Annotated in this window: 13 protein-coding genes; 1 reads left to right on the top strand and 12 read right to left on the bottom strand. The window is 40.5% G+C overall.

All coding sequences use genetic code 11. The features are described from left to right. Window positions 1-97: 97 nt before the first annotated feature. From DWW90_RS05660 to DWW90_RS05620, 8 genes are all read right to left on the bottom strand, one after another. On the bottom strand, window positions 98-1,564 hold the full coding sequence (locus tag DWW90_RS05660; protein WP_115500982.1) for a DUF3868 domain-containing protein: 1,467 nt from the start codon (window positions 1,562-1,564) through the stop codon (window positions 98-100). 8 nt (window positions 1,565-1,572) lie between these two features. Beyond that, window positions 1,573-2,127 carry a DUF3575 domain-containing protein gene (locus DWW90_RS05655; RefSeq protein WP_115500983.1) on the bottom strand — a complete coding sequence of 185 codons (555 nt, stop codon included), beginning with the start codon at window positions 2,125-2,127 and terminating at the stop codon, window positions 1,573-1,575. A gap of 315 nt (window positions 2,128-2,442) precedes the next feature. After that, window positions 2,443-5,304: a fimbrial protein gene (locus tag DWW90_RS05650; RefSeq protein ID WP_158582812.1), complete on the bottom strand. Its 2,862-nt coding sequence runs from the start codon at window positions 5,302-5,304 to the stop codon at window positions 2,443-2,445. A 10-nt stretch (window positions 5,305-5,314) separates the two neighbouring features. Then, window positions 5,315-6,724: a hypothetical protein gene (locus DWW90_RS05645; protein WP_122344304.1), complete on the bottom strand. Its 1,410-nt coding sequence runs from the start codon at window positions 6,722-6,724 to the stop codon at window positions 5,315-5,317. A gap of 35 nt (window positions 6,725-6,759) precedes the next feature. Then, on the bottom strand, window positions 6,760-7,791 hold the full coding sequence (locus tag DWW90_RS05640) for a hypothetical protein (protein WP_122344303.1): 1,032 nt from the start codon (window positions 7,789-7,791) through the stop codon (window positions 6,760-6,762). Between the two features lie 634 nt (window positions 7,792-8,425). Continuing rightward, window positions 8,426-11,533: a fimbrial protein gene (locus DWW90_RS05630; RefSeq protein ID WP_122344302.1), complete on the bottom strand. Its 3,108-nt coding sequence runs from the start codon at window positions 11,531-11,533 to the stop codon at window positions 8,426-8,428. A gap of 19 nt (window positions 11,534-11,552) precedes the next feature. Then, entirely contained in the window at window positions 11,553-12,566 is a 1,014-nt protein-coding gene (locus DWW90_RS05625; protein WP_122344301.1) for a fimbrial protein, read from the bottom strand. 30 nt (window positions 12,567-12,596) lie between these two features. Then, window positions 12,597-13,664, bottom strand: a complete 1,068-nt coding sequence (locus DWW90_RS05620; protein ID WP_147382399.1) for a hypothetical protein — start codon at window positions 13,662-13,664, stop codon at window positions 12,597-12,599. Window positions 13,665-14,158: 494 nt separating this feature from the next. Here DWW90_RS05620 and DWW90_RS05615 point away from each other — a divergent pair, with 494 nt between their 5' ends. Continuing rightward, complete coding sequence (locus DWW90_RS05615; protein ID WP_122344299.1) at window positions 14,159-15,031, top strand: Rpn family recombination-promoting nuclease/putative transposase; 873 nt, start codon at window positions 14,159-14,161, stop codon at window positions 15,029-15,031. Window positions 15,032-15,149: 118 nt separating this feature from the next. Here DWW90_RS05615 and DWW90_RS05610 read toward each other — a convergent pair whose 3' ends face one another. From DWW90_RS05610 to DWW90_RS05595, 4 genes are read right to left on the bottom strand one after another with little or no spacing between them, the layout of a single operon-like run. Beyond that, the gene (locus DWW90_RS05610) at window positions 15,150-16,409 is read right to left on the bottom strand and encodes a fimbrial protein (RefSeq protein WP_147382398.1); all 1,260 of its coding nucleotides are present in this window, start codon (window positions 16,407-16,409) and stop codon (window positions 15,150-15,152) included. 49 nt (window positions 16,410-16,458) lie between these two features. Beyond that, entirely contained in the window at window positions 16,459-17,577 is a 1,119-nt protein-coding gene (locus DWW90_RS05605; RefSeq protein ID WP_122344297.1) for a fimbrial protein, read from the bottom strand. Window positions 17,578-17,596: 19 nt separating this feature from the next. Then, window positions 17,597-18,541 (bottom strand): FimB/Mfa2 family fimbrial subunit, encoded by a 945-nt coding sequence (locus DWW90_RS05600; RefSeq protein ID WP_122344296.1) that lies wholly within the window; start codon window positions 18,539-18,541, stop codon window positions 17,597-17,599. Between the two features lie 37 nt (window positions 18,542-18,578). Next, complete coding sequence (locus DWW90_RS05595) at window positions 18,579-19,829, bottom strand: fimbrial protein (protein WP_122344295.1); 1,251 nt, start codon at window positions 19,827-19,829, stop codon at window positions 18,579-18,581. Between the last annotated feature and the right edge of the window lie 117 nt (window positions 19,830-19,946).

Genomic DNA, 19,946 nt, shown 5'->3' with positions numbered 1-19,946 from the left:
CAATCTTTTTTATACGCAATCTCTTTATATGCAATAATTATATCGCAAAGATACAGGCTTATAAGTCAACCGCTGCGATGTAAAAGTATCAATTATACTACTCAAAGCTATCAAAGAGCTGATTATCGGCTTCTTTCTTGCGCAATTCGTCCAAATTGGCAGCTGCACCCTTCACTCCGGCTGCTTTTGCCTGTTCGAGCAATCTGCCGGCTTCACTCAAGTTGCCTTCCATCAGGTTCAACACACCACGTGCATGAATCGCTTCCGGACTGTTACCCGCTTTTGCCAGGTAATTACGTGCAGCGCTCAAATCTTTCTTTGACAAAGCGATATTTGCGGCATTCAGATTGGCTACCGGATCATCGCTATACATACGGACAGCGATCTCGAACACGTCATTATAATCCTTGCTGCCGATTTCGTAACTGTTGGCAACCGCAAACATTTCACTCAAACTTAACTGCTGCGGATGAGTCTTGATAATCTCGCGGCCTTCTTCAACCGTAAATTCACGTACCGTATAATCAACACGGTATTCGGAACGGCGCAGAGACGGGAAAATACCGGCCAATACATAACGATAAGCAGCCCCGCCATTCAAAGCTCTCAATTCAGCTTCTTTCTTATCCGGGTCTTTATCGCTATTGATAATAGCCAAAACGGCATCACGGTCAGGCACCTGATTATCGGCTTCCACTTTAGCCTTGAAACCTTCCCAATCCTCGGGTACAGTTTCCAGCTTAAAGAAGCTCGATTTGAAATCATGTTTCTTTTCAATATAACCACGCAACGCTTTTACACGGTTTTCAGCCAGCACCGCATTGGATTTATAAGAACCTTCGGGTGAAGCATATCCTTTCAATACGATACCCGACAAGGTGATATTCTTATCATCCACTACAGTCTTGATCGTATTGTCGATCTTAGCCAGTTCGACCGCATTGTTACGGAAATCAGGCAAAATAGCATATCGTCCCACCTGAAAATCCAGATAAGCCGTACCCACTTCGGCACGATGTTTCACTGTTTCAGCTTCCGGAGAGATATAAGCCAGCGTCGGCATCACTTCATAGCGTTTGTCCGGACGTGTCATGACCTTATCGGCAATCAACAGCGGTTCGCCCTGCGCTTCCTTGCCGCAACCGCACATATTCGGTACCAGCACGAAACGGGCATCTTTCATCCATGATTCGAAAGGAATCGTCATCTTATAGTTAATCACGCTTTCGCTCTTTCCAGTCTGTACCACCAAAAAACGCGGTTCGTCCTGCAAGTTATTCAAGGCAATCTCACGATCATACACTTTCTGGCTGATCCGGCCGTTCAACAGGATGGATGGCAGACCTTCTTTCTGTGAAGCGGATTCCAGCACAGGAGTCAGCGTAAGATTCTCGCGCGACTTGATCTGGCTGCCGTCTACAGTAATAACAGCGTCGATCAGCAACTCTTTTCCTTGTTGTTTCAGTTCGTTACAAACTACTTTTACCGGGGCCTGAGCCAGGATAGCCGGCGAAATAACAGCCAACAAAGCGGCTGCCATATATAATTTTATTGTCTTCTTCATAGCTCCGATTATTTAATAAAGTAAATAATAGAAAGAGCAGCTTTCGTCACTCCGAAATAATCTTTATCTCCGGCAATTTTATCACCACAAACGGCACACGGATATTTGTCGTAGTCCAGATGCGCCCAACCAACACCGATCACAGCTTCCATACTCCAACGGTTACTCAACAACCACTGGTAACCATAAGACAGACCGGCACCGTAGAGATTACCTTGATAACGATTTTTCTCCATATTATCACTCAGGAATTTCATTCCGCCGACATTATAATCGGCATAATGAGCATGAACTCCAAAGAAATGACCGTTAAACTTCTCGCACAACCAATAGCGGGCTTCAGGTTGGATCATCCAGTGTTTCCAACGTGTGTCGTCACCGAACTTCCATCCGTTATAGTTTCCGGACAAGTCCAGTGTCCACTTCTTGCTCAATCCCATCTCAACCCCGAGGTTGATCGTTGCAGTAGCGTCGTACAGCAAGTTTGACTTCACCGCAAACTTCTGCCCATAGACGTTAGTCATGCCAGCCAGAAGCAAAAAGAGGAAAAGTACTTTTTTCATACACTTCATTTTTTAATTATCTTTTGTTTTTCTATCCTATTATTAAACAACAATGGTGATAAAACTGTTTATTCCGATACAAAAATATAATAAGTCTTTACCACTCGCAATAGGTACACCTTTCAAGTTTCGCGGGCAAAGCTACCAAGAATTATCCAGATGATATAAATACCGATGAAAAAAGTAAGAAGAGAGAGAAATACCGATTAAAGGGAACCGATATGAAACAAATTGTTCTCTACCAAATACGATTTCTTCTAAATTCGCATTTGGTAGAGAACATGTTTTAATGAGAGGATTTCTATATTATATTACCTACTTAAAGATTTTATCACCACTTCCATATAATTCGGAGACAGTACAAAAACATTCTTCTTTGGTATCTGACTCTTGTAATAGAACATCCGTAATATCACTATCAATAGTAACAGGAGGATTACCAGGTCTACTATCACTAAGAATCTGAGTAATAGAACGATTCTCTTGATCAACCTTGAAAAAGCCTAATATATTAGCAGGGTAACCATTCTTAACTGCAATAACATTTATTTTTCTTTCAAAAGAACTCACAGAACTAAATATATATTTTCCCCCGGGTTTACCTTCAGCATCACCTCCGATATCGCCACCTGAACCTCCGGAACCGCTACTTCCATCTCTTACACAGCGGACAAAACCCGCATCTTTACTTCCGGAAGGATTATAAAGAACCTTTCCATTCTTTTCAGGAGATGTCATATCATACCATAAATCGAGTGAAGTGACAGCATCTCCATTACTCGACTTAGTAGAAGTCAAATAAATTGCCCCATAACGATCGGCAGACCCAGTACCTAATTGATAGACTAACTGACCATTGCCTGCTCTTCTCAATCCCACTCCAATCTCATCTAAATTAATATCAGTAGGAGATTTTTGTTCGAGATAAGACTGACTATGTGAAGTCAATACCCCCTTCCCATAAGAGAAGAAAAGACTTTTCCCAGAGTTTCTATCCACAATCAAAGTCCCTTTCGCAGGATTACAATGAATTCCTTCATCTTCATTGTTAAAAGAAATTTTTCCATCATTACCCCGCGTCCAACCGGCAACCGGATCTTCATCATGGACAAATCCTTGCAACAAACTATTATTTTCCGCAATGCCAGAATAATCACCACTTGTCGGCAACTTATACCCGGGCGGGCAAGGCGTATTCTGATTTGTCGTCCAATCTGACACATTATTCCAACTCCACCAAGACTCTCCATAAGACTGTCCAAAACCCGGAGAATAAGGATGATACCGGGTATTATTTCCCGCCTGGTAAAAATATCCAGTTTGCGTAGGCAACTCACCGGTCCTACGATCATAGCTTCCATTCCCAATACAATTGAACATCGACCAAGCAACATAAGAGCCCGACATTGTAGTCGGATGATATCCTTGACGCAAATAAATACGATGTTCGCAATTATTATTATGGTATTTAATCAGGACCACACCATACCGGGCCTTATCAGAGTCTGCATATGAACCATTACTATCATAATCATTCACCGGATTTGGACTATTGGGGGTATAAGTAAATCGGACATCCCCACTCTCTGTACTTTCCAGAACCTGACCTTCGCCACTGATATTCCGAGTTCCGGATGAAAGCGTAAACCAGTCTCCTTTTTCGATCTTCAGACTCCACGGTCCATCCGATTTCAAAATATGATAATCTAAATCTCCTCTTGTATACTCTTTCACCTTAACATCCACAGGCTCCACATTCGCAGCTCTCTTATAAATGGCAATCGGATCAACCAAACGGGATACTTGGGAGACCTTTACCGTTTTACTATTAGTTGTCCCATTTTTAAAATTAGCTGTAATCTTAAAAGAACCTGTTTTGTAGGCATCCTGCATTAAATTTGTATGTTGAGCCGTAGCTATAAAGGTACGGGTATTCCCTGTTCCATAAGGTCCAGACAAAGTAATTCCATTACTATTATCATTCTCTAATCGCAAGGAATTTAACAAATTCCCATCCTTAGTCGTGACAGTCACCGTTCCGGTCGATTTGTCCAAATAACCTATATAAATATCAGAAGTACTGATTTCATATTCCATATCTGCGTCGACCCGCCAGGAGACTTCATCTTTTCCGCCCTGCCCACCCAGCATCAACGTTATTTTGTAATGATGGTTTCGCTGCACCTCGAAATTAGTAGTCGCGTTCTTCCCTAAAAAGAACCGGTATTTTATCGTTCCAAGTGGAGCCTTATCCCGACTATAGTTCGCCGTCACCTCGATATAAGAAGAAACCTGGTCCGTAGCTATAATCTCCTTCTGGCTGATAGGTTTTGAGAAACTTGCTGGCGTTTTATCATATCCAAGAGCAGGAGATGTTGCCTCCGATAGTTTTTTCCCAGATTCATCCACCAATGAACATTTACCCTCCGGCTGCATATTTTCATACATATAAAAGGGAACAGCTGTTGCATGGTCAGCAGCTAAGTCACTTTTCAAAAATCCTCCTGTACCGTCTTTTAACAAACAATTTGTACCAATCGCATTCGTACCCGTCAAACATCCTGTAGCCGGTACATGTATCAATTCCACTTGGGTTGGTGTTATATCGATATCTGTTGCCAGATTCTTTTGAACTTGCACGGTTATCATTGCATATATACGTTCCAGAGAAATCGAGGCCCCTCCACGGCCATTAGCGACTGTCACATCATCACTTCCAGACATTACCATATAAATAGAACCATCATTCTTATAACCAAAAGTCTTGGTATCCACCTCTCCACATGTCATGCCTGACATCTCAGAACCGGCATTTGCCACTACGCGAACAGAATAAGAGCCGTTAGACAAGGGAAAATTGAACGTCACCGGATTAGCCGACGTATTGGATGCCGATAAGCCTTTCATCTCCTCCGAAGTCGTATAATAATATGATTTTATCGGCAATGCATTTGTCTCACCACTATTATAAATCAGAATATTCAGATCGGAAACAATCTTAGTATCCTCTTGTCCTGCTTTTGTCATAGGAGACACAACCGTACTTTGTGGCACACTCAACAGCAGATTAAGTCCATCTTGCAAATCCGCCTGATCTCCCAAGCGATCTTCCGTACAAGCAACAAACCCTAAAATAAAAGTCAATAATACGAACCAATATTTATTTCTCATTTCCATATCCTCCCCCTTAATTAAAATGTACCGGCACATCGTCCTCACTCCAGCTTTTCACATCGATTGACAAGCTATTGATAGCCTGTTTAACCGTACCTGTTACGTTATAATAGTTACCTCTTAAGATACCTGTCGCAGTTTGAATCGGAATCTCATAAGTAAGTCCATTTATTCGGTTTTCTGTACCAGGCACTGCGCTAAAAGTCCCCGGTACCCAATCCGACCAGTCAGTAGGGAAATTGATCTGATCAGCACCGGCTTCAAAAGCATCTCCTTGTCCCCAACCACTGGACGTATTCCACTTACCATGAATAATGCCATTAACCTTTTTGCATGAACTTACTTGTTCTATTTTCTGCAAATCCCCCCGCATAACCATTATCAGTTCATTTGTATTCTTCTGATACGTATAAAATGTCAGTTCGATTATATTTCCTTTAAAAATATCAATCATATCTGTTGCCTGTGGCAACAGATTTCCTGTTTCTGCCGCAGAATTGCCCCCCTCTAAAACCAGAGGACTTGAAATTGCAATATTATTGATGACCAATGAATGATTCTCAAGCCTCCAACTCTCAACTGTACGAGTTTTTACGGAATCACACTTAACAACCATCCATTTTTCTCCTCCTTGATGATCAGTCACATTGCTAACTCCAAAACCATGAGATGTACCATTCTTACAAATCTCGATTTTCCCTTCCAAAGAACTTCCATTAAAATCTTCTTCTTTGACGGAACCATTGTTTTGCCCAATAATCTTATTGATTAACGCCAGCACATCGTCTCCACCACTTGTCTGGATATTATAGACAGGATCAGACGGAGCTGATTCTTCCATGGTCAGTTTTATATGAATCTTAGCGGCAAGCTGAGCCAAATCGATCTTCTCAGTCCGGTCTTCCACCGTAAAAGTATGAACCGCAGTACCTACTTTTATCAAACTTTTAGGATCAAAGTTCAAGGTTGCCAAAGAAGCATCTTTTACCACAGTGTTTGCTAATAAAGAATATGACTGATTCAAATTCAGAGTCTCAGGATAATTTGCAATCGCCAACAATCTCACTTTCTCATTCATAGGGACAGAGAGATTTTTTACCGTATACAAATTACTGCTATTACCGGGACTTGTAATCTCCAAATTCTGGTCTGCACGAGATACATCACTACAAATATAGTTTGTTATTAACACTCCCGTTTCAGCGTTATATACGCCCAGATAAAAGCGGGATACAAATAATTCATCTTCTGTTGCGGCTTCTACGTCACCGGATTTTGTCTGTTCGGAAGCAGAAGATATCGCAAATGAGATGGAAACCGGACCAGTCGGAGCTGAAATTTCCTTTTCATCACAGCACCCTATAAAAGTTGCCAAAGAAACTATTAGCATCAGAAAGATACCTTCAATTCTCATACGTTCCATTTTACCCTATTATTTATTGTCTGTTTCTATTTCAATTATTTAGCATAGATATCACCCAAATTGATTTCGTTATAGTTCCAATCCAGAATGTGGCATTCAACAGCGCTTTCTACATCATTGCTCTGAACTTTAGCGTTTATTGTCAAACGGTAAATATAACCGGCTTCTACTTTCTCGGTATCAATGTGTTTGATCTTGATTTCACGATCGTATGCTTTACCGTTGATTGAAAAATGCAATACTAAAGCAGTTTTAGAGTCTTCTACACTTGTTTCGTTGGCAAAGGTATAAAAAGTTTTTGTAGATACGCTTTCAAATTCAACAGTTTTATCAGAGATTTCTTTTGTTTCATTGATTGTTTGGGTATTGTCGGAATTGTAGTTAGTGGAAGAAGCGATACCTTCTACCTGACCTGCCAGATTCTGATTCTTTAAGCTAATACCTGTAAGGGTTACCGGGTATTTTGTGCAACCATCTGCATAGAAAACAGTCAGTTTGCTTATTTCGATACGGGCAGTACGTTGGCTAACAGTAATAGAAGCTGTTGCCGTAGGATATTCGCCATTATATTTGGAAGGAGTGCTTGCTACACCGTCGACAACTTCTACAGAGCCTTCGCCAACCTTAACCAATGCGTTCATATCACTTTCATTCAAAGCGGCTGTACGAACTTCGTTTTCCGTAGAATAACTTAAAAGTCTTTTCTGTGTTTCAGCTGATAAATTCACGATAGCGAATACTTTCTTGGATCCGTTTGCTTTTGTCAGAATTCGCGTAGCCTGATAAGCATCTCCTTCGCCGGCTGTAGCAGAACCTACGACTTTACCATTTTCAAATAAGAAGAATGTTACGTTTGATATTGTTTCAGTCTCAGCGATAGAGGTTTGCTGTCCAGCGACAGAACTCTTTGTCTGCATTCCCATATTAAAAGCTACATAAGCATATTCGTCGGAAACTGTTGCCATTTCCTTATTTACATCATTCATGTAGGTGTCGTTTTCTACTGAACAAGAAACTGCTACTAATACGAAAGAAAGAACTGCTAATGTGATACCCTTGAAATTCATAACTACAATACTTTAATTTGTGAACCCTTAAAAAAATTTCCCTTAAATGTTCAGGTATTACCCTTAACCTGACACTGCAAAGGTACGGCGGGTCCACCGATCCGGACGGCGGTATGAAAATCAAGAATAAACGGTAGTTATGTCAAAATGAAAATAGATAGACACACCCTCCTGTGATGATAAAAATACCTCATACAAGGTATGTTTATCATACAATCGGAGGCAGGAATCTCAAAACAGGAGGTATTCTTTAAAATCACAGCTAAAATGAGAGGTTTAAGGCCAAAAAGTTGAAGTATAATTAAAACTTTCCTCAAAATGAAGCAGCCTAAGAATATTATAAAGAGAAGTATCCTGAGTTTTTAGAATTTCACAAGCTCAACGACAATACGGAGAGTTACGATAAATACTGCAAATACGGTGGCCTCCCCTATCTGATCAATCTGCCTCTTAAAGAGGAAACGGCAAACGAATATCTGAAAAGCGTGTACAACACAATCGTTTTCCGCGACGTTGTCGACCGCTAATTCCTGATGATGTAAAGTTCACTTCACCGGTTCCTACACGAAGGGGCTGAACAAAGAGTAATAATGTTCAGCCCCTGAATATCTGATTCTACCTTTTTTGATTCAAATCACTTTTCATCTTTTACACATCGAACAACCCCGTCGTTGTCATCCCCCAAAGTAATGGTTCCATCTGTTGACGTATGATAAACATTCCGTTTCGCTTTTTTATAGCTCAGAGAAGACATTGTCTGAGAGAAGATAACGGAATTGAAATTAAAGCCGCTATACGCCCTCATAATGGTAAACTCTCTCATGTTTGGAACACGCCATCCGCTTGGGCACGGATTAACCACACTATTAGCATAAACCTGTGCTTTCGTTATTTTTTGGGTTGTCAAGTCCTTTGCAACAATGAATTTTGTATATGGCCTGTTATATTCACTTAATTCATCGGTAATCGCAATAGATCCTCCTCCGTCAGTGATAGCACGCAGGGCATTTGGCGTTACGGCTGACAAATCAATCAAAACGTTTCCATCGTTGAGCGTCTGTGTTTGCGCATAATCCGTTACTTCATTTGCTATTGCCGGTGCAGTATTTGACTCATAAGGTACTCCCAAGTTACGGACACAACGATAATCCCAGAATCCGTTATTCATACCTTGAGATCCCGTAGCGGCACCCTCTTCTGCCCAGAACTGAACATTATTACTGTTCGTATAATGGAAATCACGATAATTTCCACTATCCTCTTTCGATTCATCTCTCGTAACAGTTACCCCATTCTTCATGAGTTGCACATCCAAAGGAAGGGCATCTTTTCCCAAGAACAGACCGGTCATCTGATTCAGAGCAGGCATATACCACCGAACTTCATTATGTTCAATTTTACCATCACCATTCAAATCTCGGTTTCTCTGAAGACAGGCTTGCTGCAATAAAGCTAAATTATTTACCTTCACCAAATAGTTAGTCGCCGGATCTATATATTTTGACCAGTCGGAATTTGTATAGCCTATATTCATATACATATTGTACCGACCATTTGACCCGGAACGATTCGCTAACGTTCCAGTATAACCTTCTATCGGCAAGCGTCCATCTGCTTTCCCGGAACTATGTACCTGCTCATTAACAGACTCGATACCCCAGGCTGTAGCTTGGTCAGTCCTATAAAATGTTCTGATCGGTTTCTGGCTGATCAGGAAATTGGAAGTTGTCATACTACTTTCGTGGTCAGAACTAAATTCCGTATCACAGAGGATATGCATCTCCCGGCTATTGCCATTTACAAATTTGCTCCAATGAACAGATGTTCCGTTTATCGGATTCGTATAATAATAATACTCATCGATAAACACTGTAAAGGCTGCATTACCATTAGAATCATATAATGAATTTTCACCAACCGTCTCAGTTTTCTTTTCCTTCAAGAGCGCAATCAGATCTTTAATATTGATTCGTTCTGCGGCATTTTGAGGGAATTTAACATAACCGCTGCTTGGGTACTCCCATTTTTCAGTACCAGGAGGGAGTTCTTCGCGATTAGTATAATAATAGTTTCCTCTACTTATATTTCTTTTTTCGACCCTCTTTGAGGTTTCAAAAGGCGATGTAAAACCACTATTTAACCCGGTTACTTCCTCTGCTGGATACCCTGATACGTTACTTCCTGACCGTTGCCTCAAATCAGAATACTTATATGTAATTCCTCCTGTCTGATGATTTTTTTGATTCTTCACAAACCAAACCCATTTATAATCTTTGGCATCATCACCCCGTCCATCCTCATCAAACGGTGTCTTTACGCGGAATGAGGCCGCCTCGGAAACATTATCTTTGTTAAACACAATCCGGTCAACCACATAATGGGCATCCACATAATAGAATTGTTTGGATTTCACAACATCGCCTTCCGCACCGGGCTGGTTTTCGATAACTCCCGTTTCTTCGTCATTCGAAGAAGTTACTTCCAGTTCTATATTATCGACACCATTGATCGTCACATTATAGGTATATTGGGTATTACGTTCACTTTTGAAGTCAGAAGCGCCATGTACATATCCCAAATGAATGGTATATTTCACCTCCGCCGTTTTCTCTTTAAGATCGCCTGATTCATCCAGGTATTTTTCATAGTAAGAACCGATCATTTCAACATAGGTCGCATATTTATGTGCATTGATATAATCGCCATTCCTACCATTGTTAGGATCCTTATACTGTCTTTCTCTCTCCGCATAATCGTTAATTGAGTTTAATGCCCGCTTACGATTCTCAAACATATAAAAAGAGAAGTTACCGCCAATCGTATTGCCACCATCAAAAGTTTGTTCATCGAAATTCACATACTCCCCGTCTATTTTTGTATCATGATAGCCGGTAGCAGCATCAGCCTCCTCGGAATCGCCCACAACATCATGCGTACTTCCTACTACATCGCTATATGTTCTTTCAAATAAATAAGAAGAAACCGGTACATTAACGACACGATATCCTTTAGGAACGAATGTGATTGATTGAGTAGTCTCTCCATTCGGCTTTTTTCCGCTTTTAGGAGATGTCCTTACTTTAAAGTCCATACGGGAGTCCAGATGGATCAAATAGATTTTCCCGTTAGTCGTAAGGTGGCCTTCTCCGTCGATTGAGACATCCCCGCCCGTCAACGAAGCCGTCGCCGTATTTGCATCAGGGGCAAAAGAACCGCTCATCAGAAAACGGCCGCTACCACGGTCTACCGGAGCTTCAGGACTGGTCAAGTCTACGGCCAATTTTTCCAAATCGCTCAATGTTTCAACATCTTCCAATGCTTTTGTCAGCTCATATTGTGTCCTTTCTCCTACATTTGCGATAGCAAAAATCTTCTTCGCACCCGAGGTTATATTCAGCGTGATAGCCCCAGCCGTAGTTCCGCCATTGTCACCTTTCTGAGAGGTAATGCCAAGCTCGCTTCCGGTAAACAGGGAGCCGAATTCTTTCACGTAAGCATTGTTTTGCAGTCTAAACACATAAACGTACATATCATGCACGGTATATTCGACTGTCGGGGAAAGTGCACTTTTCGTTACAACTTTGTTACCTCTATCTTCCGATGCGAAAGACAATTTCGCTACAACCGGGATTCCTTCCTCTACCTGACCACCTTTCTTGATCAGATCTTCATCCTGACAAGCGTTAAAAAGAAACAAGCCTAAAATGAAGGTGATAATATATAAATTCTTATATCGTTTCATATCCAATGTTTTTTATTTGTTATTCAAATGCCGGAATTGTAACAGTCGCAGACTTAAATGATTTAACCTCCCACTTGATCTTACAATCAAATGCCCTATCGATAGACAGATTACCTGTCACTTCATAATAGTGGCCATGTACAAAACCGTTTGTCGAACACTTGTCTTTTACATAAGTCGGTAACAAAGACAATTGATATATCTTACTCTCGACATACAGACTGTTGTAACTAAGTTTCACCGGTACCATTATTGTTACTGCTTCATTTTTCTCGTATGTATAGAAAGATATCTTATTTTCAGAGATTACAACATTGGATTTATTGCCTAAAGTCGAAGTACCAAAGTTATATCCGTTAATATCATATTCAGGTAAAAAGATCTTAGATTGAATATTTATGCCATTTACCGTATTATTCTCCAATTCAGTAGTCCAACCACTGCCTATCGTCACATTGTATGTCACATCGACCCGTGCCGCCACCTGGGTAAGCGGAACGACGATTGTCTGTTTAACGGCAGTTCCCAATGTTTCGGTTACCTCGCCGAACTTGATTAGGTTTGAAGCGGTAAGCGGAGCTGCATTTGCATTATCGTGTTTGACCGATTGCGCCTTAAAAGTAGAATAGGTATTCAAAGCTTTCAGTTCCGCTTCTGATAAAACAGGGTTGGCAACAACCAAGACCTTCACGTCCCCTGACCTCGTTTCAATATCCGTAACTTTGTACGCTTCTTTCGAATCATAAGTATCATTGGATACTCCGTTAAAAGTAGAATACTTAAACCCTACCATTTTGCCGGAAGCATCAAAGATAGCGATCGCACAAGTCTGAATCTTTATTTCGTCGGCTGTCGCATAGGTATATCCGGGAGCAGGAGCCTTTGTTTCAACTCCCTCGGAGACCAGTGTGATATCAAAAGAGGTATCACTTTTTGCTGTTACATCCGGCCCGTCGACCATCGATTCCTTCGAACAGGAAACCAGCATCAGGCCTATTGCAGATATTAATCCAACTATATTCTTCAATTTCATAATATATAAATTTACCCGTTTATACTCTTATTAGTTATTTACTCTAACTTCGCTCATATCTACAGACACCTCATTGTGTTCCCAATCCTGAGTGTAGCAAACAACGTCTGTATCGACAGCATGCGTGTTAACCGTCATATTTACTTTGATACGGTACAGATAACCTGCTTTCACATAATTGTCGCTTCCGCTTCCTTCAAAAGAGGTAGAACCGTTAGACTTGTTAATCATATAGGTCTTTGTAACGGTTCCACCCTGCATACTGCCTTCGTCATCGATACGGAATGTCAATGTCATTTTTACAGGAGAGGCGGCATTCGTGTTAGCGTAAGAATAAACAGTAGTGCCAATCTCATTTGTACCGGCTGCCAAAGCCTTAGCCATTGTAGCTCCTTGCGTATTATCTTTATCCAAAGTAGCCTCTGTAAATACATTGCTCTTCTTATTGATATTCTCAAACGATACGGAAGTCAGTGTAACTGATTTTTCTTTCTGCATGGTACCTGTTGCGTATGTAACATTAAATTCAGACAACTGGATTTTAGCAGCTACTTGAGCAACCTTTATTACCACAGGCATTGTGTTTTCTGCAGTCGGAGCCGTAGAGGCAGAACCGAACCCTACAGGAAAATTAACCGCCTCTTCACCCTGTTTAACCAAGGATGCCGCACTGTTAGGATCGACAGTAACCACCTTATTTAATGCGGTACGAGTTGTCGCGCTTAAATAATCAGCTGGATTAGCAACATTGACGATTGCGATAACGCTCAAACCGCTTCTAACCTTAGTCAGGAATGTTACATCGTTCACTTTACCATCTGTTATATCGCTGGAAGTTCTTACAGCCAAAACATCATTTCCTTCCATCAAAGCCAGTACGCAATTCTCCAACTTTGTTTCTTTATCTCCATTAGCTGGTTCAGTCGCTTTAGTCAGAAGAGCGCTGGACGATAAATTAATGCTTAATACCGCTTCTCTGTCTGAATTCCGGTTCAGAAGTTCTTTTGATGTATCATTCATCATAGTGTCGTCTTCCATAGAGCAAGATGCCATTGCAACTAAGCAGCAAATAATCGATAATATATTCTTCAGTTTCATAACCTAATATTTTTTCGTTTAACTTACATTGCAAAAGTAGGGTGAATATTAAGATTATGCGATAGGTGAGAATGTCAAGATTAATAGGTGAAAATACCAATGTATTAAATTGATAGATGTGCCCTTAAAATACGATAGAAACACCTTAAAACAGATGTTTTTCAACTTCTCAACTACTGTATGACAAGAATTTACAAATTCATTGCCCACTTTTTACAAATTGAATTATATTAGGTTGTTTTTCAAAGCGTACAAGCAATTACACGCAATAAATACCACTCAAATATAGCTATTCTTAGCCATATTTATCATCTTAATAACACATTATATGCATCATATACTTGATAATTATATTCCAAACAGGTACTTCAATGGCTGCAGGGGCACAAGTTGCTCTATAGGATTTTTGGCACACCTCCCAAATATCGATAAATATATATAGCCACCCGGAAAAAAGAGTAACTTTGCATATACTTACTAAAAAACAATCGGTTATGGAACAAGAGGACAGATACATCCGTTTTGATTGGGCAATAAAGCGCCTGTTACGGAACAAGGCAAACTTTGGGGTGCTGGAAGGGTTCCTCACTGTTTTGCTGAATGAAAAGGTTGAAATCATTGAACTGCTCGAAAGTGAAAGCAACCAGTTTACAGCTGACGACAAGTTCAACCACATGGATATCAAAGCTAAAAACAGCAATGGAGAAGTAATAATCATAGAAGTAAATAATGCACGCGAGATTTATTATCTCGAACGCATCCGCTCTGGGATAACAAAAGTCAGTATGGAACACATATCATTAGGGGAACGTTATGACGAAGTAAAAAAGATATACTCTGTCAGTATCCTCTATTTCGATATAGGAAAAGGGGACGATTACCTCTATCACGGACAAAATATATTCAAAGGCGTACACACCGGCAATCGTCTGGAAATTAGCACAAAAGCAAAAGAGGCTCTCGTACGTCAACTTCCTGAAGAATTATCTCCCGAATACTTCCTGATTCGCGTATACGAATTCAACAAAGTAGCCATTACGCCTCTCGAGGAATGGATTGAATACTTGAAAACAGGGCGTATACGTCCCGGCACCCAAGCTCCCGGCCTGGAAGAAGCACGTCAAAAGCTTGCCTACTACAGCATGAGTCCTAAGGAACGCCTGGAATATGACGAACATGTCAATGCCATACTGATACAAAACGATGTTCTTGACTCTGCCAAACTCGAAGGGAAAATCGAAGGAAAGATCGAAGGAAAGATCGAAGGGATGCATGAAGCGGCCCGCAATATGAAAAAACTGAACCTTCCCATAGAGATAATCATGCAGACTACCGGTCTTTCGGCTGACGAGATAAACGAATTATAATTCTTAGGAAGTACGTTCCCCTTCCTCACAATTCAAAAACAATATATCAAAAGAACAGACATAAAAAAAAGGCAACCTGCATCGCAGATTGCCTTTTTATAGGTAGTATTTTAATCAATTAATTAGCATCTTCTTCGTTCTGTTCAATTACATTCCAAGGAGCGACCTCAATAATAGCTGAAACATGGGCGTTCAACTTGATATCATCTTCATTTTCAGAACCTTCTCCAGTAATTGTAATGTTCAATTTATATATGTAATTCTTCAAAACTTCAGGCACACTTCCTTCTTTATTATCTTTAAGAAGAACACGCATATGTTTTCTCGTTACAGTTCCTGCTGCATTTTTAAAATCGACAGCAAGGATTACACCTGTTTCATATATGCCATCTTCGTGAGCTTTATCCGTTTCCGTTCCAGTTCTTGCTTGATTCGAAAAGACATATTTTACAAATTTATCAGAAGCAAAAGATTCCTTTTTCACTTCATTATTATTGGCGCTAACATTATATTCACTACTTGCAAAATGTTTAACAACGTCGCTAGTCGGATCAATCCAATACTGTACTGCAGTATATGCTTCAGATTTATAACCCTTCACATAAGCCCCTTCACTTTCCGCAAATTTTGATTTAGTTTTAACATTTGCCAAAGCTATCTGTTTTAAGGTAATACTAGCCCCCGGATATTCTGTTAACTTTAATGTCACAGACTCAACCTGAACTCTTGAAATCAAACGCGTTAAAACAACATGATCAGACTCACTATATCCACTCGGCGGAGTTTCAGGATCAGTCGTAGAAGCAGTAGCATTTGCGACTACACCTCCACCATCTTTAACCCAGTTTTCAAAATAATCAATATCACCATTGTCCTTCTTGATAATAGGGCGAAGTCCTTTAAACTTAATTTCTTTACTAACCATAGGAAGAACATCACCAATATTATATGCGCTTGCATCTTTAGTCAAAACAAGCTTTTTCAAATCACCCAAAGTTGCAGGGTTAGTCGTCAACTCACAGTTACCCAAAAAAACAGCAATAAAGTCATCGTCTGAGGATGTTCCATCGGTATTAGGAGTCACTTTTACTGTAAGATGTTTGATCTCACTAATGTTCCCTTCGCTAACCTTTGTATCAGAAGTAACAAAAATTGCATTGTCATCAGTTCCTTTATAAATTAAGGCCGTCAATTTTTGCACTTTACCCTCATTAGCTAATGCTTCCCCATCCGCTTTTGTTTGCAAAGCTGCAGTCACCCCAAAAGACACATAAGCATCCACCGGTCCCATTTGCGAATAGTCTATCGTTTCATCTTTTGAACAGCTTGCCATTGTGCAAACTGCCAAACTTGCTAAAAAAATATTCCGTAGTTTCATCAGTTTATATTTTTAATCGTTTATACTTTTATTTATTTTACCCTCGTACTTATTTTACTATGGATATCTGGTGAACATCTCCCCAGCCAATTACCTGAACGCTAACTGTCAGATCACCCGTTGTCGGAGCAGGAGGCGTTGGAGGTGTCGGATCTTCGTCTCTAATACCAGTGAAACTGTTCGGACCGAAAGAAATATTCAGACGGTAGATGTAGTTACGCTTCACATATTTGTGAGCCTCGCCTCGACCGGGAAGCACTGTACCATTTTCATTAACAGTAGCAGCGAATGCTTTTGTTTCTTCCTGATAACCATTAGAAGCCAGAATAGTAGCATTGATCACAACCTGTGTCGGATTGTTCTCATCTGTATTTTCCATTACATATTGGCGGAAAGGAACAGTTGCGATCGGCAAGTTCTGTCCCACTGTTACAGGAGAGCCATCAGCCAAATTTCCTTCAGCCATCACCGCACCCCAATAAGCCGTACTGGCAAAACGGGAAGCTGTCTTCTGGTTAGCCAGATAGATACTGTTAATCCGGACGGTACGTCCTCTCAAAGATGCTTTCGAATCGAAATTCGTCGTTGCGCCGACCAACTCAATACGGGCTGCCAGACGGGTTAATTCCAACGGAGTATTGATGTTATTGATATTCGTTTGTGAAGTATATCCGATATAGTTGTCACCCTCTGCTAATTCAGCACTGGCTGCAATCACTTGGGCACTCATGGCCAGATTCGTTTGCGACTGATCAGATAACTGAGCCAAACGATCCTGAAATGCAGCATAGGTAGTTACTCCACTAAATGCATTTTCCGGAACATTGGCAAGAACGGCAATCAAAGCATTTGTTGCCTTTGTCGGGACACTTAGGATAGTTGTTACATCATCTGCAGTCGACATCCCGTCTGTCCAATACGGATCAACCAAAATCTGCGAACCATCAGCAGAAAAAGAAAGGACTGTTACACTATTTATATTCGTCTCGCCATCCAGAGCATAATCATCTCCGCCCGCTTTCAGGTTTGATCCGGAAAGGGAAGGTTTCAAAGAGATATTTACTTTGGCATCCTTCAGGTCCTTCACGTTTATTGGCTGGCTGTCTTTCGAGCAGCTCACCAGGGCAGCCAACGATAAACCGATTGCTATTATATTTCTTAGTTTCATATCTTTACTTCTTTAGAGATTAAAATTCGATATCATCGTTTACGACACCCCAAGGAGTGACACGCGAACGGATTGAAATATTACCATCTTCGAACTGAATAATAACATCCAAACGTCCACCTTCAGGTATATCGAATGATTTTCCATTAATATCTTCATAGATTGTTTTATCGACAGCGCCATTCTGACTTTTCACTCTGACACCCACTCTTTCACCCGAAAAAGAGTTCTGCTTTCCGCCGGTGTTCTCACTGTCGATAACGCCTGTAGTCAACCATTCGATAGCCTGGTCATCATACTGTCCTTCCGGATTATAGGGGATGGAGTCGCCAAGTTGCTTACCGGCAGCATCGTAAGTATCTAATGTTTTATTGATATAAAAATCAAAATCACCGGAACTCTTCAATCCGTAAAAATCCAATGCAGTCTGCAAACCATCAGTCTTAATCGTATAAGTTCCGGTTTTCAAGCGGATGACAACTTCACCGTCTCCACCAACGATACCGCTACCCAAAGAAGTCACTTCTTTCGTCCCGAAATACAAACTGTCGGGCGACTGCGCATAACCGTCACCGGTACTTTTCAATTGAAGTTTCAGATCGTCCATATTTTTAGGCTGAGTAACAGTTTGGTTTCCTCCTTCCAAGTTACCCCAAGCCACAATATACAATTTAGTATTATCCGGATACTTATCCAGTTTAATCTCATTTTTTGCCAAGATAAAATCTTTATCCAGATCACGCGCTTCCAAGAAGTTCTTGTTTGCATCGAAGATATACAATGTTGCATCCGTAACCAGCCCCAGACGGGTAATATCGGTTATTTCATTACCAGACAAACCTTCAACCTTTAAAGTCAGCTTGCTACATTCAGCCAGATCATCCTTGATACAACTGGTCAACAGCGCAGCAAGCAAACCGGCTACCAGTATAAGAGACTGCTTTATTATTGCTATATGTTTCATAATAATTTATTTTTATATCTTATTATTACCCTATTTCTTAATCTACAGGCTGTTCGATGTTGATTACATTCCAGTCGGCAACTTCAATCTTTGCGGCTACGTGAGCGAAAGCAGCAGGGGTAAAAGGTTTATCAGACCCCGATCCCTGAATACTAAGCTTAATATTATATTTCGTATTACGCTTAATATGTTCATGTTCAGTACTACCAGAATAATCCATCTCACCAAATCTTTTATCGTTTACAATCACAGTATAATAACGATTTTCCTCTGTTACAGGTGTATTTGTAGGATCATCTATTAAACGATATGTATAATCACCCTTTACAACAAGTAAAGTATAATTTCTAGGATCCGTTATATCTTCTGTTTTTGCAAAATCTGCTTCTCCTCTTTGATTCGGATATACATAACAGGGAGAAAGTTTCGGTTCGAAAGCATTTCCAACTTCTAGTGTCACCTCCGATAATTTTTCCAATAAAACGGTACCTGCAGGAGCTTCTGAAGATATACCATACTTCAAAGAGCCAGTCTCTTTGAAGTATTCTGCAGGAGCCAAGTAATAAACACCATCTTTAGCAGTTTGTTCTATTGTGATATTATCAGTACTTGACGCTCCAATACCAGCCGTACTCTTTACGTTTGCAACAAATACTTCCTTCGGTTCAAACTTTACACTCTGATAAATTTCACCAGAGACAGTTGGCAAGTCAATCTTCTCCAAAGTAATTGCAGAAACTGTACGTACTAAATCAACCGGACCTTGCCCCCATATTTCTGTACCATCGTTATAAGGTTTATTTGCTCCTTTATTATCAAACCCAATATAATTAACTCCAGGAACAATATTCAACCCCGTTAACAGCTCACTACTCATTGTTAAGCCCTTGACATCTCCTTCATCAGACAAAGAAGTTGTGAGAGCTAAAACGTCTTGATAACTCAAATGTTTTGAAGCATCACTGCTCGCTGCAGAAGCTCTTAAATCTTTCACAATCTGACCATCCACATCCAAATTAGCAATGAGGAGCAACATGATTCCACCAGAATGTACTTCTACTTCTAACGTGGGAGTTTTAGTTGCTATATTATATTTACTAGTAAAGACATCAGCAATATGCCCTTTCCCCAGGATATCACCGTATGCTCCATTATTAAATACCACAGCAGTCAATGTATTCACTTTGTAGTCCCAAGTGATATCGCCTGTTCCATCCGCAATAAACCCGCCTTTCGTTTTTACCCTATTATCAGTTTGTACCGCCAATGACAATGTTGCGTCCGGCACGACAGGCGTAATCGTTAGATTGACCGGTTCATCATTATCTGAGCATGAAAAGAATGCACAAACCCACTACTGTCCAAAGAAATTTCCCCATAAGTTCAGTTGATCTGAATCGGAATC

Source organism: Parabacteroides sp. AF17-28, from assembly GCF_003479205.1.
Classification (GTDB): Bacteria; Bacteroidota; Bacteroidia; order Bacteroidales; family Tannerellaceae; genus Parabacteroides; species Parabacteroides acidifaciens.
This window is presented reverse-complemented; position numbering and strand designations above follow the sequence as displayed.